At 71.0% G+C, this 15,448-nt stretch carries 9 protein-coding genes; all 9 read right to left on the bottom strand.

The window, feature by feature from the left end; translation table 11 throughout:
• The 9 genes from ACSRUE_RS35595 to yidC all read right to left on the bottom strand — a co-directional run bounded on the left by ACSRUE_RS35595 (window position 1) and on the right by yidC (window position 15,433).
• Window positions 1-2,823: a TonB-dependent receptor domain-containing protein gene (locus ACSRUE_RS35595; RefSeq protein ID WP_441287467.1), complete on the bottom strand. Its 2,823-nt coding sequence runs from the start codon at window positions 2,821-2,823 to the stop codon at window positions 1-3.
• Window position 2,824: 1 nt separating this feature from the next.
• Window positions 2,825-5,869, bottom strand: coding sequence for an FHA domain-containing protein (locus ACSRUE_RS35590; protein WP_441287466.1), 3,045 nt, complete (start codon window positions 5,867-5,869; stop codon window positions 2,825-2,827).
• 220 nt (window positions 5,870-6,089) lie between these two features.
• Entirely contained in the window at window positions 6,090-6,227 is a 138-nt protein-coding gene (locus ACSRUE_RS35585) for a hypothetical protein (RefSeq protein WP_441287465.1), read from the bottom strand.
• A gap of 197 nt (window positions 6,228-6,424) precedes the next feature.
• A complete protein-coding gene (locus ACSRUE_RS35580; RefSeq protein WP_441287464.1) occupies window positions 6,425-8,551 on the bottom strand; it encodes a protein phosphatase 2C domain-containing protein in 2,127 nt (708 codons plus the stop codon).
• 42 nt (window positions 8,552-8,593) lie between these two features.
• Window positions 8,594-10,735, bottom strand: a complete 2,142-nt coding sequence (locus ACSRUE_RS35575) for an FHA domain-containing protein (RefSeq protein WP_441287463.1) — start codon at window positions 10,733-10,735, stop codon at window positions 8,594-8,596.
• 225 nt (window positions 10,736-10,960) lie between these two features.
• Window positions 10,961-12,145 carry an FHA domain-containing protein gene (locus ACSRUE_RS35570; RefSeq protein WP_441287462.1) on the bottom strand — a complete coding sequence of 395 codons (1,185 nt, stop codon included), beginning with the start codon at window positions 12,143-12,145 and terminating at the stop codon, window positions 10,961-10,963.
• Window positions 12,146-12,426: 281 nt separating this feature from the next.
• Window positions 12,427-12,780: a 50S ribosomal protein L19 gene (rplS, locus tag ACSRUE_RS35565; protein WP_437552348.1), complete on the bottom strand. Its 354-nt coding sequence runs from the start codon at window positions 12,778-12,780 to the stop codon at window positions 12,427-12,429.
• 318 nt (window positions 12,781-13,098) lie between these two features.
• Window positions 13,099-13,656, bottom strand: coding sequence for a protein jag (locus ACSRUE_RS35560; protein ID WP_437768639.1), 558 nt, complete (start codon window positions 13,654-13,656; stop codon window positions 13,099-13,101).
• Window positions 13,649-15,433 (bottom strand): membrane protein insertase YidC, encoded by a 1,785-nt coding sequence (gene yidC, locus ACSRUE_RS35555; protein ID WP_441287461.1) that lies wholly within the window; start codon window positions 15,431-15,433, stop codon window positions 13,649-13,651. Before yidC ends, ACSRUE_RS35560 begins: the two co-directional genes overlap by 8 nt.
• Window positions 15,434-15,448 lie beyond the last annotated feature (15 nt).

The following is a 15,448-nucleotide window of genomic DNA, read 5'->3' as shown; positions in this document are numbered from 1 at the left end:
TCAGAACTCTCCTCGCATCCCGAAGCTCGGCAGGATGGGCAGCCCCGTGACGTACTGTCGGGCTGTGTAATTGTAGTTGTACTGAATCGCCTCGCTGTTCGCGTTGTTGTAGACGTTCTGCACGTCGAGGTAGGCCGAGAGCCGCCAGGTCTTGAACTTCCACGTCTTGTCCAGGCGCAGATCGAGCTGGTGGAACGCCGGGAGCCGCTCGCTGTTCGGGCCGGAGAACGGGATGGGCGTATACGTCCCGGTGGGCGCGTAGAAGAGCGCGTTGGTGCGGTACGGATCGCAGCTCTGCTCGTTGACGTTGCACACGTTGGGCGTGACCAGGTTGCCGGAGACGAGCCGGAACCGGGCGCCGAACTCCCAGCCGTCGCCCAGGCGGTAGCTGCCGAGCACCGTCAGGATGTGGGTCTGATCGAAGGAGACGAGCCGCTCCGGCTCGCCGGGCTCCGGCACCCGCGTGCTGCGGGACAGCGTGTACGCGGCCCAGCCGAAGAAGCGATCGTCGGGCTTGTACTTGAGCAGGAACTCGCCGCCGATGACCCTGCCCGAGCCGACGTTCTGGTAGTCGAGCTGGATCGACCCGGGTCGGTTCACGCCGACGACGAGCTCGTCGAGCTGCTTGTAGAACCCCTCCGCCGACGCCTCGACGTGCCGGGTCAGCTCCTGCTCGACGCCGGCCGCATAGTGCAGCGCCCGGGTCGACTTCAGGCCGGGGTTGCCGAGCGGCGGGATCACCTCCTGGAACTGCGGCGGCTGATGGAACACCCCGAGGCCGCCCTTCACCGTGGTCCGCGGGAACCCGGGGACGACGTCGAAGCGCCCGTTCACGCGCGGGCTCACGGTGACCTGCTGGTTCAGGTCCTGGTAGTCGACGCGCAGGCCCGGGACGATCTTCGCCCGAGGGGTCGGGGCGAGCTCGAGCTCGGCGTACGCCGCGGGGTAGAAGAACTCGCCGTCGCGCGAGACCTCCTGGAGGGTGCGCGTCGAGAACGGCTGGTTCGGCGGCTCGCCGGGGCGGTTCGGCCCGGGGGCGCGGAGGTTCACGGCGTAGAGGCCGGCGAACACGTCGAGCCCCGCGTTGAACACCGTGCCCTTCGAGATGCGCCGCGCGTACTCGAGGCGGCCGGAGATCGTCTTGAGATCGAGCTGGAAGTAGATCGGCCCGATCCCGAAGTCGGCGTCGTCGCGCGCGATCGCGAGCACGCCGTCGAGCCGGTCCTTGTCGGTGAGCTCGTGATCGTAGCGGAGCTGGAGCCGCTGAAACGCCGTGTGCAGCCCGACGTTGCCGGAGAGGGCCGGCTCGTTGGGCGCCGGGTCGCTGAGCAGCAGCTCGAGGGCGTCGTCGGAGCCGAAGAACGTGAGGCGCACCCGCGAGGAGGGCGTGGGCTCGGTCTCGAGGAGGACCTGGTAGTCGTAATAGACCGGCGCCTGCGTGACGCCTGCGCCCGCGGCCTCGAGCACGGGGCCGAACGACTCGCCGATGTAGCTCCGCCGTCCTGCCACCATGAAGCGGGTGTTGTCGAGGAACGGCACGGGGCCCTCGAGCAGGACGCGCGCGTCGATGAGGTCCATCTGCGCGAGGCCGTGGAGCTTGCCGTCCTCCTTGGGCGAGCGGAGGGCCACGTCGACGATGCCGCCCTGCACCCGGCCGTACTTGGCGCTGAAGTTGCCGGGGTAGAAGTCGATCCGATCCAGCATCTCGGTCGGCACGACCGAGGAGAGGCCGCCGAAGTGGTAGATGAGCGGCACCTGCGTGCCGTCGACGAAGGTCTGCGTGTCCTGCGGGCCGGAGCCGCGGACGATGAGCAGCCCCGCGATGCTCGGCGGGCGGGCGACGCCCGGCAGGTTCTGCAGCGAGCGCAGGGCGTCGCCGTTCGTGCCGGGGATGCGGTTGATCTCGCGCTGCTCGATCGTGCGCTTCGTGACCTCGCGCGGCGGCCGCTTGCCGCGGACCGTGACCTCGAGGCCGTCGCCTTGCGGCACGAGCCGGTACTTCACCTCGAGCTGCTCTCCGGGGGCGAGCGCCTCCTCGACGGAGAGCGGCTCGAAGCCGGGCGCCGCGATGGAGACCTGGTAGCGCCCCGGCGGCAGCGCGGCGAAGGCGAAGGCACCGCCCTCGTCGGTCGTGAGCTCCGGCGGCGCGGCGGGCGTCGCTGCGCCCGCGCCCGCGCCGGCGATGCGCGCGACCGAGACGGTGGCGCCGGCGAGCGGGACGTCGCCCCCGCTGGCGAGCACGGCGCCGCGGAGGCTCTCGGCGGGCCTCGCGGGCTCGCCCGCGGCCGGCGGCGGCGAGGCCGTCTTCAGGGTGAACGAGTAGCGGTACAGGATGCGGGCCGGGGCGGGGGTCCCGTCGGCGCGGCGGGCGGGCTCGAACTCGAGCTTCTGGGCCGCGGCCAGCGCCGACTCATCGAACCCGTGCCCCGCGCTCTCGACGACGACGGCGTGCTTCACGCGCCCGTCGCGGTCGATGTCGAGCTGCAGGGTGACCGACGCTTCGCGCCCCTGCTTCTCGGCCTCCGGCGGGTACGCCGGGGGCGTGTAGTTGAGCGCCCGCGGCGGCGTCGCCTTCCCCGCCGGCGCGGCCGTGGAGGCAGGCGGCGTGACGATCGCGCCGCCCGGGCCTCGGGGCACGGCCGCCCCGCCCCCGGGCGCCTGCGGCGCCGCCTGCCCGTCCTGGCCTTGCTGCTGCGCCCGCGCCGGGGAGGGCGCGAGGGCGGCGAGCAGCGAGAGCAGCGCCGCGGCGGCCGACCTGCGATCGCCGCGCGCGCGCCGGTCATCGATGCGGATGGAGGCGGCGGGCGCCTGCGTGGTCACCACGTCACACCGGGTCGCGCCGCTTCAGCACCGCGCAGAGCGTGACGAGGATGATGAACGTCATCCCGGCGAGCACCGCATAGGGCATCCAGGTCTGATCGTACGTGGTGAAGCCCCACGCGCCCGCGTAGTTGTCGGCCGCCATCTGCGCGATGGCGCACTTGAACTTGCCGCCCTCGATGAAGTCCGCGGCGCTCGTGTCGGTGCGGTGCAGATCGATGACCCACGCCGGGTCCTCCGCGGTCGCGAGCCGCTCCGGCGCGATCGCGCCCTCGAAGCCCCAGCGCGCCGGGATGATGTACATGAGCGGCCGGAGGTGCGGCACGGTCGTCATCGGCACCATGAGCCCCCCGAGGACGACCTGCGGGATGAGCGCGATCGGCGTGAGCGCCATCGCCGCCTCGGACGAGGCGACCACCGTGGAGAGGAGGAGCCCCATCGCGACGGCGCTGAGCGAGGTGGCGGTCAGCGCGGCGAGCTGCATGCCGAACGCCTGCATGCCGCCGTGGAAGCCGAGGGCGAAGAACACGATCGCGAGCAGGACGGTGCACTGGACGAGGCAGAAGCCGGCGAGCAGCAGGTACTTGGAGAGCACGTAGTTGACGAGCCCCAGGTTGACCATGCGCTCGCGGAGGTAGATGGCCCGCTCGCTGACGATCTCGCGGGCCGCGTTCGAGGTCCCGAACCAGACCGCGGCGACGACGAGGAAGAAGATCGCCGCGGTGTGGTCGGTGGTGACCTCCATGCCCTTGATGACGTCGGTGCTCTTGTCCGCGCCGCCGGCGCGGCGGCCGAGCTCCTGGAGCGCGCCGAGGCACCACGCCGGGATCGCCTTCTCCTGCCCGCCGAACACGATCGCGAGCAGGATGCCGATGATCGGGGCCTGGAGGAGCATGATCAGGGTGCCGCCGATGTCGCGCTTCTTCACCTTGAAGTAGCGCGACAGGAGCAGGCCGAGCTGCCCCTTGGTCGTGGCGCGCCCGGCCGGGATGCCGCGCTGCCCCTGGCCGGTGCCGATCTCGCGCCGGCCGGAGTACATCCGGCGGTACGTCGGGTTGCCGTCGCTGAAGAACTCCTTGCGCCACTCGATGGCGGCGAGCTTCCTGGCGTCGCCGCGCGACGCGTTCGGGTTGCGCGCGCGGAGCTGATCGAAGATGGGCCGCTCCCGGAGCGCGAGCATCTCGAACATGTCGCGCGGGTTGTCGACGTCGTTCTGCTGGCCGTGCCGCTCCTTCCAGCTGCCGAAGAAGCGGTACGCGTCGGGCCGGGTCGGCCCGAAGAACATCGGGATGCCGCCGTAGCCCAGGATGAGCGCGTGGCTGAACTTCTCGAACTCGTCCTTCGCCGGCTGGTGGATCGTCATGATGATCGTCTTGCCGGTGGCCTTCGTGAGCTCATGCAGCAGGCTGATCAGCGCGGTCGTGTCGTCGGCGGCGAGGCCCGAGGTCGGCTCGTCGAGGAAGAGGATGACCGGATCGGTCACGAGCTCGAGCGCGATGTTGACGCGCTTGCGCTGCCCGCCCGAGAGGATCTTGTTCTCGGGCTTGCCGATCTGGAGGTTCTTGACGCCCTCGAGGCCGAGATCCTTGATGGTCTGCTCGACGCGCGCGTCGATCTCGGCCTCGGTGTAGTCGGGCGGGAGGCGGAACTTCGCGCTGTAGCGGACGGCCTCGAAGACGGTGAGCTCCGGGTGGACGAGATCGTCCTGCGGCACGTAGCCGATGGATCCGCGGAGCGTGTCGTAGATGTTGTAGAGGTCCTCGCCGTTGATGCGGACGACGCCGCTCGTCGGCGGCAGGTAGCCGTTCAGCGTGAGCAGGAGCGTCGTCTTGCCGGCGCCCGACGGCCCCATGAGCGCGATCATGTCGCCCGGCAGCGCCTTGAACGACACGTTGTCGAGCAGGGTCTTCTGCTCGTTCGGGTTGTCCCGGTCGGGGACCTGGAGGACGAGGCTCCACGCCTCGATCTCGTAGAGCGGGCGCCCTGCCCACCGATCGGCGGAGTACTCCTCCTGGACGACCTCGACGGCGCCCGCGCCCCCCATCTCGATCTGGAGGGGCATGGGCCCGATGTAGATCTTCTCGCCGCTCTGCACGGCGATCTTCTGGCCGGGCGCGATGCGGTTGCCGCGGACGTAGGTCCCGTTCGCGCTGCCGCGATCCTCGACGTAGAGCTGCCCGTTGATCGCGTGCAGGAGCGCGTGGTGGCTCGACACCTGGGGGTGGGCGAGCACGATGTCGTTGTCGGGCGTGCGGCCGATCTGCTTGACGTTCGATCCGCCGCCGGAGAAGTCGAGCTGGCCGAGGACCGTCTTGTTCTTCCTCCCGGGCGCGCCGGCGGCGGGCACCGAGGACGCCGCGTGCGCGGGCTGCTGCGGCGGCGCGTAACCCCCGGCGCCGGGCTGCTGCGGCGGCGCGTAGCCGGAAGCGGCAGGCTGCGGCGGCAGGACGCTCGCCGCGGGCGGGGCGCCGGAGGCGGCCGGCAGGGCGGATTGCCGGGCGGCCTGCGCGAGCTGGACGAGCAGGCTGATCTGGACCGGGACGGGCCCGAAGGCGATGGCGCCTTGCGGATCGATGGGCGTCGGCGAGCCAGCGGCGATGCGCTGCGCGCCGACGTACGTGCCGCTCGTCGAGTTGTGGTCGATGACCATCATGCGATCGAGCGTGACGGTCGCGTGCTGGCTCGAGACGCTCGGGTGCTGGAGCACCAAGGAGGCGCGCCCGGGGTCTCGTCCGATCACGACCTGGCCGGGCGCGGGCGCGAGGCTCCCGGGCGACGCCAGCATCAGCGTGATGGCCGGATGGTTGAGCGGGACCGGCGTCTGCGCGACCACGAACTGGGTGCGGAAGTCGAACGGAACCTGCTCTCCCGGCGAGAGGGGCCGCCCGTTCGCCGACGCCGGCCCTTGCCCGCAGGAGAAGAGCAGCTTGCCACCCCCCTGGTGGACGATGCGCGCGTGCTCGGGCAGGACGCCGGGAGCGACGAGCACCACATCGCAGGTGGGGGCGCTGCCGATCGTGATGCTTTGTTTGCCTAGCCCCGGGATCATGCGGGCCGCGTTTCACCACAGGCCGTCGGGGAGGGCAAGGGAAGAGGCGCGCCCCGTGCGCGGCCTCTCGCCACGCCGGCGCGGCGCCGCTCGCGGGAGAGGAGCGCGCTCCTGCACACGCGCGGCGATGGGCGCCGTTCGGTGGGAGACTCTCGCCCGCTGGACGAACGGCGTGTCGGCGCGGAGCGTCGTGACTTCCGGGAACAGGTGGTTCAGCGGGTCACAGATCGAGCAGCATGAAGCCGGCGCGGGCCTCCTCGAGAGAGGGTGCACCGGTCGACTCCGGCACCTCTTCTTCCAGATCCTCAGGCGCGCCATCCATGTCGTCGCCGTGCTCGATCTCTTGGTCGCCAGGCATGGAGGGACCTCCAGAAAGTTAGGCTAATCCAGAATCCGAGCTTTCTTCAATCGCATTCCGTGAGCGGGGCCGTTGCGCGGTGGTCGCCTGAGCCGAGCGAGTCGAGCGCGGTCCTCGTCCTCGTTCTCGTTCTCGTTTCCGTCGCGGTTTCCGCTCATCCGTGCGGGGCGGTGGGGGGCGGCCTTTCCGCGCCGCGCTCAGCTGCCGAGGAGCTTCCAGAGCAGGAAGATGAACAGCACGAGGATCACGGCCGAGGCCGAGGCGATGAGGGCGATGTAGACGCCGCGCGGGGCGCGCACGGTGCTCGGCACGCTCGATGCTCCGGAGGACGAGACGGGTCCGGAGAAGCTCGATGCTGGCGCGGGGCGCGGGCCGGTCGCGGCGTACGCGTGTGCATGCAGCGGCGCGGGCGCGAGGTGGGGGGGCGAGGCGACGGCGACCGGGGGACCACCGGGCGCTGCCGGGTTGTGCCCCGGGAAGGCCACCGAAGGCGGCGGAACATCCTGCTCGGTCGCGTGAAGCGGCGCGCCGTAGGCGGCGCCTGGGTGAGGCGGCGCGCCGTAGGCGGCGCCAGGAGGGTGCGGCGTACCGTAGGGGACGCCAGGAGGGTGCGGCGCGCCGTAGGCGGCGCCAGGAGGGTGCGGCGCGCCGTAGGGGACGGCGGGGTGGGGCGGAGCGCCGTAAGCGGCGCCTGGGTGAGGCGGCGCTCCGAACGAACCAGGCTGAGGGGCCGCGGCGCGGCCCATCGGAGGCGGCGCGGGAGCGCTTAGCGGAAGCGGAGACAGCACGGCGGGCGCGTCGGGCGCGTTCGGGTAAGCCACCGGGGGATGGGCGCCTGGCACGGTTGGAGGCAGCGCCAGCGCGGAGTCCATCGGCGTGGGCGTCATGGCCGACCCGCCGTCGGCCGCCGTGGGGCTCACGGCATTCGCGCTGGGGGCAGCAGCCGGAGCCACGGGGGGCAGCTCGTCGGTGGCCGTGGGGCTCACGGCCGGCGCGCTGTCGACGGTGGTGGGGCGAAGCGCCGGCGCGCCATGGACAGCGCCCGGCGCGACGGCCGGCACGTTGTCGGTGGCTGTCGGCGCGACGGCCGGCACGTTGTCGGTGGCTGTCGGCGCGACGGCCGGCGCGTTGTCGGAGCCCGTCGAGGCCGCGGCCGCCGCGGAGCGGGGGGACGCTGGACGCAGCCCCGGCGCGCCGGTGGAGCCTGCCGGGACCACGGTGACCGCGTCGCTGGTGGGCGTGGGGCGCGGCGTGTCGGGGGAGCCCGTCGGGACCACGGTGATCGCGTTGTTGATGGACGCCGGGTACGGCGCCGGCGCGTTTCCTGCTGCCGCCATGCCCGCCGCCGCGCCGCTCGCGGCCGCAGGAGCGCCATGGCCGTGGGGGAGCGGCGTGCTCGTCGCGTGCTGCTTGCCGGGCGCCGCCGCCTCGGACCGGGTCATCGCGACGGTCTCCTGAGGGCGTGAAGCGCGCGCAGGATTGACGCCGTCGCCCGGGCCAGCCGCCCCTGGCGGCCCGTGCGCGATGGTCAGCGAGCGGCTGCCCGTCTCGAGCACCCGGACCATCTGGACGGTGATGTTGTCGTGACCGCCGCGGTGGTTCGCGAGCTGCACGAGCATCCGGCACGCGTGATCGACCGAGCCCGACGCGAGCGCTTGCCGCGTGCACCCGAGGATGTCGCCGGGGAGCACGAGGTCGGTGAGCCCGTCGCTCGACTGGATCAGCACGTCTCCCGGGTAGAGCTCCATCGGCTCGGGTCGAACTTCGACCTCCACCTCCGGCCTCATCCCGAGCGCGCGCGTGATCTTGTTCGCGTCGGGGTGGCCGATCGCCTGCGCCTCCGTGATCATGCCCGCGTCGATCATCCCCTGCACCATCGAGTGGTCGCGCGTGAGGGGGTAGATCTGGTGGCTCCGGATCACGTACGCGCGGCTGTCGCCGACGTGCGCGACATCGACGCCGCGCTCGTGGAGGACCATCGCGACGACGGTCGATCCGGGCCGGACGCGGTTCTCCGGCGGCCCGCCCAGCTGGTAGACGCGGCGCCCCGCTTCCTCGATCGCGGCCTTGAGCGCCGCGCTCGGATCCACGGTGGCGGGCGAGCGCTCGATCATCTCGAAGATGGTCTGGATGGCGGTGCGGCTCGCCTCGCTGCCGCCATAGTGTCCGCCCATGCCGTCGCACAGGACGCACAGGTAACCGAACTTGGTCTCGGCGTAGCCGCAGGCATCCTCGTTGACCTGCTTGTTCGGGTCCCGGCCAGCATCGCTGGCCTGGGCGAACTCGATCTTGAGGTGCGGGGAGGACTCGGTCGGGGGCATCATGGGGGGGCGTCGCTCGGGGCGCGAAAACGGGCCCCGGACACGCTACTCCAAACGGACGCTGAACTCGACGGGGCCGAACCGCAACGACGCGCCGGGCGGCACGAGCGTCCACACGGACGCGGCGATGCGCTGGCCGTTCACGTAGGTCCCGTTGTTGGAGTTCTCGTCCCGCACGAACAGCTGGCCGGCCTCGAGCTTCACGCTCGCATGGGTGCCGGACACGCGCGGCTCCGACAGCGCGATCAGGCACGATGCGCCGTCGCGCCCGGCGCGCACCTCGGCGCCGGGGTGCACGGTGAAGATGCCCGCCGCGCCCGAGAGCGTCGCCCGGCTGGCCCCGCCCATGGGAGAGCCCATCATCGGCCCGCCGCCATAGCCGAAGTCGCCCGGGGGCGGCGGCGCGGGCGCGTAGGGCGGAGGCGGCCCGCTCCCCGCCACGATGGGCCTCGGGGGCGCGGCCGCCACCGTGCCGCCCCGTCGCTTCCCGCCGCCGCGGAAGATGGAGACGAGGAGCAGCACGATGACGACGCCGCCGAAGGTCACGCCGCCGATGAGCAGGTACGGCAGCGGCGCCTCCTTCGCCTTCAGCGTGAGGATCTTGTCGGCCGTGACCGCGCTCGTCCGCCGCGCCTGGTTGTCGTAGATGATGAGGCGCGCCGTCATCTGGTCGCCCTTGCCGACGAGGAACTTGTCGGTGTCCGGGAGCTCGAACTCGACGACGCTGTCGCCGGCCGAGATCGCCTTGCCGCGCATCCCGCCCTCGATCAGCGTCCGCTGGGCCTTCTTCGCGTCCTCGATGTTCCCGCCCTGCAGCGACTGCGGCGCGGCCTGGTTCTTCGGGACCATGTAGATCTCGGCCCGCTGCGCGTTGCCACCCCAGCAGAAGTTGCCGAAGATCTTGACCGTGCCGCCGGGATAGATCGGCGTCTTCTTCGCGGCGCGGTCGGTCGCGTCGCGGTCGACGTCGAGCGGCCACGCGGTCGGATCGATGCCGACGGGGACGTTCTGGAAGGTGGCGTCGCCCGCGATCGGCGGATCCGTGTTGATGAAGGCGAGCTTGAACGTCTGCGTGATGCTCGGCGCGACGCACGAGACGCGCCACTTCACGATGTGCATCTTGTTGAAGCGGGTGCGGATCGCGTTGACGATGTTGGCCGCGCGCCGCTGCTGGCCGTCGCGCACCACGCTGAAGAAGCCGCCGATCTCGGTGTTCGCCATCCCTTCCATGAACTCGCGGGCGTTCGCCGTGAACTCCTCGACGAGCTGGCTCGGGAACCAGATCGAGATGACGGGCACCGGCGTCTTCGGCAGGACGTCGTTGTTCTCGGGGAACCGCCCCTTCGTCAGGTACTCGCGGAGGAGGTTCGACGCGGCGGCGGTCGAGCTGGGATCCGCGCCGGCGGAGCCGTTCGAGAGGACCACCATCGCCTGGTGCATCGGCACCTGGACGCCCTGACCTGCGTTGCCGAGCTCCTTGAACGCGTCGGTCGCGGCGTTCTTGATGATCGTGAAGAGCGGGCGCGTGCGGCCCTGCGTCGGGTAGGTGCGCGCGACGCCGGCGATCGCCTGCGCCGCCGCCTGCTTGTTGCTCACCCACTTCGAGTCCTCGACGATGCCGCGATCGTTGAAGAACATCACGTCGACGATGTCGTTCGGCTGCATCGCGTTGACGAACGCGCTCGCGACCGCCTTCGCCTCGTCGAAGCGGTTGCCCATGCTCGACGCGGCGTCGATCAGGATGAGCCACGCCGTCCCGACGCCCGGCTGACCGGCGCTGTCGCCCCACCGCGCCTTCGACTCGAACTTCGCAGGCAGATCCGTGCCGTCGACCGTGACGGAGAGGATCGCGTTCTTGTCCGGGAAGTCGAACGACGAGTAGAGCGCCGACGGCTGCTCGATCGCGTCGGCGACGCAGTCGAGGTTCGCGTTGCCCGTGAGCGCGGCGCAGTTGCGGGTCAGATCGCTGAGGCGCTTGTTCTGCACCACCTCGAGCACGGTCGTGAGCACGGGGGAGCCGTCCACGGAGCTCGCGCGCGGGTCGATGCGGAGCAGGTGCGCTTCGGGCGCGGCCTCGGCGCGCCGCTGTCCGGCGACGAGCGCGAGGACAGCGGCCGCGAGCGCGAGGAGCCTCGCGCAGCGCAGGGCCTTGCCCTCGCGCCTGCCGCGACGGGCGGAGGCGCTCATGGAGTGGATCGGGCGAGTCGCGTCATGAGAGGGAGTCATGCGTGGGGATCTCCAGCGGGCGCGAGGGAGCCGAGGAGCGCTCCCTGCGCGAGCGGGGCGGCCGCCGCGCGCTGGCGGCGGCTATCCGGTTGGTTTTCACGCAGCCTGGCCGGGCCAGGTGCCGGTCGAACGTCGCGGGGGAAGGGGGCCAGACTCGGCAACGCCTCTCCTCGTGCGATGGGCCCGTCAGGCCCGCGCGGCCACGCTGAGCAGGATGACGCTGAACCCGCCGAAGCGGATCTTGTCGCCATCGCGCAGCTCGCGTCGGCCCTGGAAGCCGATCGCCTCCTCGTTGTGGAATGTCCCGTTGGTGGAGCCGAGGTCGGCGAGGACGATCCGACCGCCGTCGATCTCGACCGTCGCGTGATGTGTCGAGGTCGTCCCGTGCGCAATCTCGATGTCGACCTTCTGCCCTGTCTCGGCGCGGCCGACGATGTTCTTGCCTTGCCAGAGCGGCCAGAACCTGCCGAGCGCGTCGTCCTGGAAGCTGACGAGGAAGCCGGCGAGGGTGCGGCGGCTCTCCTGCCCCGCGGCCCTCGGCGGCGCCGGCGTCGGCGGGCGCACCGCGGGAGGAGGCGGGATGTACGCGGGCGGCGGGCCCGGCGGGGCGATGTTCTGCTGTGGCTGCGGCGGCTCGCCGTAGGCTCCGCTGCCGCTCGCCTGCGGCATCGGCGGCGGCGCGGAGGCGCCTTGCTGGTTGGGCGCATAGGCCGTCTGGTTGAAGGGATCGCCGCTCATCTGGATGCCGTCGAGGGCGATCGGGTGGCCTCCCTCCATGCAGAACGAGCCGCCCGCCGGGATCGCGTGCCCCTGCACGCAGCGCGCGCCCTGCGGCTGCGGGGGCGGGCCGAACCCGGGCTGCTGGGGCGGACCGAACCCGGGCTGCGGGGGCGGGCCGAAGCCGGGCCGCGGGAGCGGAGGGCCGGGGTAGCTGCCCTGCTGCTCCGGGAAGCTCGGGGCCGAGCCATAGCCGCCGCCCGGCGCGCCGTAGATCGGCGGCTCCGGCGGGAACGGCGGGACCGGAGGGGGCGGCTGGGGCGCCCCGAAACCACCAGGCTGCGGCCCGAAGGGCGGAGGCGGACCGAAGCCGGCCGGGCCGCCCTCGGGCGCCGGCGGGAACCCGGGAGGCGAGCCTGGAGGAGCCCCGAAAGGCGCCGGCGGGGGCGGACCAAAACCGCCGCTCGGCGAGCCATAGTTCGGGGGAGGCTCGGGGGGCGCCCCGAAGCCCGGAGCAGGAAACGGCGGAGGAGGAGGCGGCGGCGGAGGCGGAGCCCCGAACGCTCCAGGCCCGGACGGGGTGAGCGGCGAGGCGCACACAGCGCAGAATTTATCGGCGGGGGTCGCGGGCGCACCGCAACGCGGACAGAGCATGGTGATCCTTCTCGGGTTTCGCGGCGCTGGGGCACCGCCGCCGCGAGCATACCGTGGCCGCTCGGCCGAGGATCAAGGAAGAAGTATGCGGGAACCCTTGCTACAGGCCGGCAACGCGGCGCGTGCGCGCGCATGCAGCCGTCAACGCCCAGCGCGCAGCTGCTTCCGCGCTGCGCCATGGATGCTTGCGCGCACGATCGAACGAGGGAGCCGGCTGTCCCCCCGGCCATCTGCTCTGCGGGAGCGCTCTCGCGCGGGATGGATGGTGCCCGCGGGCGGGATCAATCCTTTGCGTCGCGGACGCGAGCGGCCTTGCCTGCCAGGTTGCGCAGGTAGAAGAGCCGCGAACGGCGGACCACGCCACGCGAGACGATCTCGACCTTGTCGATGCGAGGGCTGTGGAGGAGGAACATGCGCTCGACGCCAACCGTGAAGCTCACCTTGCGCACGGTGAAGGTGCTCCGGACCCCGGCGCGGTGGCGCTTCAGAACGACACCCTGGAACACCTGGATGCGCTCCTTCTCGCCCTCGACGATCTTGTAGTGGACGCGCACCGTATCGCCGACCCGGAAATCCGGGATCCCCTCGCGGAACAGGGGAGCTTCGATCTTCGCGAGGATGTTCGAGGTCTGCATGGTCGGTCAATCCTTCAAAGGGTCGGGGATCCGTCTTCGCGGTCCCGTGCCCGTGCTCAAGAGGGCTGGGCCGCCGCCGTTCGTGGACTGCGTCCGGCGGAGCGGGGACCGCGCGCGGCCCTCGTGCTTCACGCGATGAACGCAGATGGAACCCGGTTGCGGTTCCGGGAGAACATGAGCGCGTGCCCGCGCACCTCCCCGGGGGGTACCGGAGAGGTGCGGCATTATGCATGCGGGCGATCCGGTGTCAACGCCGGCAGCGGCGCAGTCGCTCTTGATGCGCGCGTTTGGCGCGCGTTTCGTGCCGGGCCCTCTGCCTCAGCGGCGGACGGGGATGATCTGCACGCGGCGGGCCTCGCCCTCGCCGTCGCTCTTGGTGACGACGCCCGGGAACTTCGCCAGCGCCAGGTGGACGACGCGGCGGTCCTGCGGGTTCATCGGCTCGAAGGTGATGATCTTGCCTTCCTCGACCGCCTGCTTGCCCAGCCTGCGCGCCATGGAAGAGAGCGTGTCCTCGCGCCGCTGCCGGTAGCCCTCGGCGTCGATGATCACATGACGCCGCTTCTTGCCCGGCCGGTTGATCACGCGGTTGGCGAGGAACTGCAGCGCCGAGAGCGTCTGCCCCTTCTTGCCGATCACGCGGCCCGCGTCCTTCCCCTCGATCTCGAGCCGGATCTCCTCGGGCGGATCCTCTTCCTCGTTCTCGAGGAGGTCGACGGTGCAGTCCATGCCCATCGCCGCGAGCACATCGATGACGAAGTCGAGCGCGACGTCGGCGCGCCCGTCCTCCTCGAACTCGGCCGCGTCGCCAGCGCCCTGCGCCTCGGCATCGACGTCCGCCGCGTCGATTCCCCTTTCGGCAACTTCACTATCCACGGACACGTGCTTTTCCCTTTCCGAGAGCAGGGGCCGACTTGTCGTCGTCGCCCGAAGTCTTCTTCATCGCGGATTGGGGCTCCGCGCTCGCGATCTCTCGCACCTGGATGCCGCCGGCCCGTTCGTTCTTCGCCTTCAGGTACCGCTCGACGAGCACCTGCTGCCCGATGCCGAGCCAGGTGTTCGTCAACATGTAAACGCCGAGGCCGGCCGGGAGGAAGAGCATCATCGCGGTGAAGATGCCGGGCATCAGGTACATCATCATCTTCTGCTGCGCCGGGTCGCCCTGCGGGGGCATGAGCTTCTGCTGGATGAAGCTCGAGCCGCCGAGGACGATGGGAATGATGAAGTACTTTCCCGGGGCCGACAGGTCCGGAATCACGGGGCCGAACGGGGTGTGGTAGAGCTCCACCGCGGTCTGGAGCGCGGTGTAGAGGGCGAACCATACCGGCATCTGGAGCAGCATCGGGAAGCAGCCGACGACCGGGTTCGCGACCTTGTTCTTGCGCCAGAGCTCCTGCATCGCGAGGCCGCGCTGGGCGGCGTCGTCCTTGTACCTCGCGTTGATCTCATCCATCTCCGGCTTGAGCTTGCGCATCGCCGCGGCGCTCTTGATCTGCTGGATGCTCAGCGGGAAGAGCAGGAGCCGGACGGTGATGGTGAGCAGGACGATCGCCCACCCCCAGCTGCCCACGGCGCCGTAGAGGACGTAGAGGTACGAGACGAGGAGCTTCGCGATCGGCGAGAACCAGCCGAGGTTGATGACCTCGCTCGCCCCGTGGTCGACGGCGGCGAGCAGCTCGCGCTCCTTCGGTCCGGTGAAGGACAGGAGCTTGTAGGTCACCGCGCCGCCGGGCGCGAGCTCGTGCTCCGGATAGGCGAGGCGCGCGCGATAGACGTGCCCGTAGTTCGGGTCCTTGCCTTTGTCCTGGAACTTCGATGCATCCCAGACGTCCTCGATCTGCGTCTCGGCCACGGGCTGCCCCGGCCCTTCCAGCGGGATCGCGATCTTGCTGAAGTAGCTGCTCGAGACCGCGGCGAACCGCGCGTTGCCCGGGGTGCGCCGCCAGCGCTCGGCGGTGAACTCCGGGTCCTTGAAGTCGCCGGGCTCGAAGGCGTCGGGGTGCTGGCGCTCGGTCTTCTGGTCGGTCGCGGCGACCGTCTCGGTGATCCACTCCGAGATCAGGCCGAGGTGGCCCTCCGTCTCCTTCTGGGTTCGCCACGATGTCTGCTCGACGGCGAGCCGGTGCTTGCGCGGCTCCTGCGCGAGGTTCTCGACCGTCATCTGCACCGAGAGCTCGAAGGGGCGCCCCGTGGCCGCGACGACCTTGGTGAGCCTCGTCGCGTCGTCGGCGTAGGTGAACGTGCAGCTCTTGCCGTCCTGCGCCGAGAGCTTCCAGTCGAGGTCGTCGAACGGCACCTGCTGCGCGCTGCCGCCGGGCAGGTGCAGGTCCGTCCTGAGAGGCATCCGCGACTCGAGCGAGGTCGTGACCAGGTCCATCGGCCTGCGCTCGCCGTTCCCCGTCGTGTACTTCGGGTCCGTCATCCAGAGGTGCCGGAGCGACCCGCCGTGCGTCGACAGCTCAGCCTTGAAGCGATCTCCGTCGATGACGCACATCTCCGGGGGAGCGCGTTCTGCGGGGGCCGTGCTGTCGTTGACGTCGAGCGGCTGCAGCTGCGGCGCGTCATGGCCGAAGAGGAGCGGCTTGCCGAACTGGAAGAACAGGATGATGGCGAGGCCGAGGAACAGCCATTTGGCGATATTGCTGCGTTCCATGAAGTCCTTCGTCGA

Source organism: Sorangium sp. KYC3313 (genome assembly GCF_052075895.1).
In the GTDB taxonomy this organism is placed as follows: Bacteria; Myxococcota_A; Polyangia; order Polyangiales; family Polyangiaceae; genus Sorangium; species Sorangium cellulosum_B.
This window is presented reverse-complemented; position numbering and strand designations above follow the sequence as displayed.

Coding starts and splice junctions, on each gene's coding strand:
- ACSRUE_RS35590 (WP_441287466.1), bottom strand. CDS start 5,869: ATGATCCCGGGGCTAGGCAAACAAAGCATCACGATCGGCAGCGCCCCC.
- ACSRUE_RS35585 (WP_441287465.1), bottom strand. CDS start 6,227: ATGCCTGGCGACCAAGAGATCGAGCACGGCGACGACATGGATGGCGCG.
- ACSRUE_RS35580 (WP_441287464.1), bottom strand. CDS start 8,551: ATGATGCCCCCGACCGAGTCCTCCCCGCACCTCAAGATCGAGTTCGCC.
- ACSRUE_RS35575 (WP_441287463.1), bottom strand. CDS start 10,735: ATGAGCGCCTCCGCCCGTCGCGGCAGGCGCGAGGGCAAGGCCCTGCGC.
- ACSRUE_RS35570 (WP_441287462.1), bottom strand. CDS start 12,145: ATGCTCTGTCCGCGTTGCGGTGCGCCCGCGACCCCCGCCGATAAATTC.
- rplS (WP_437552348.1), bottom strand. CDS start 12,780: ATGCAGACCTCGAACATCCTCGCGAAGATCGAAGCTCCCCTGTTCCGC.
- yidC (WP_441287461.1), bottom strand. CDS start 15,433: ATGGAACGCAGCAATATCGCCAAATGGCTGTTCCTCGGCCTCGCCATC.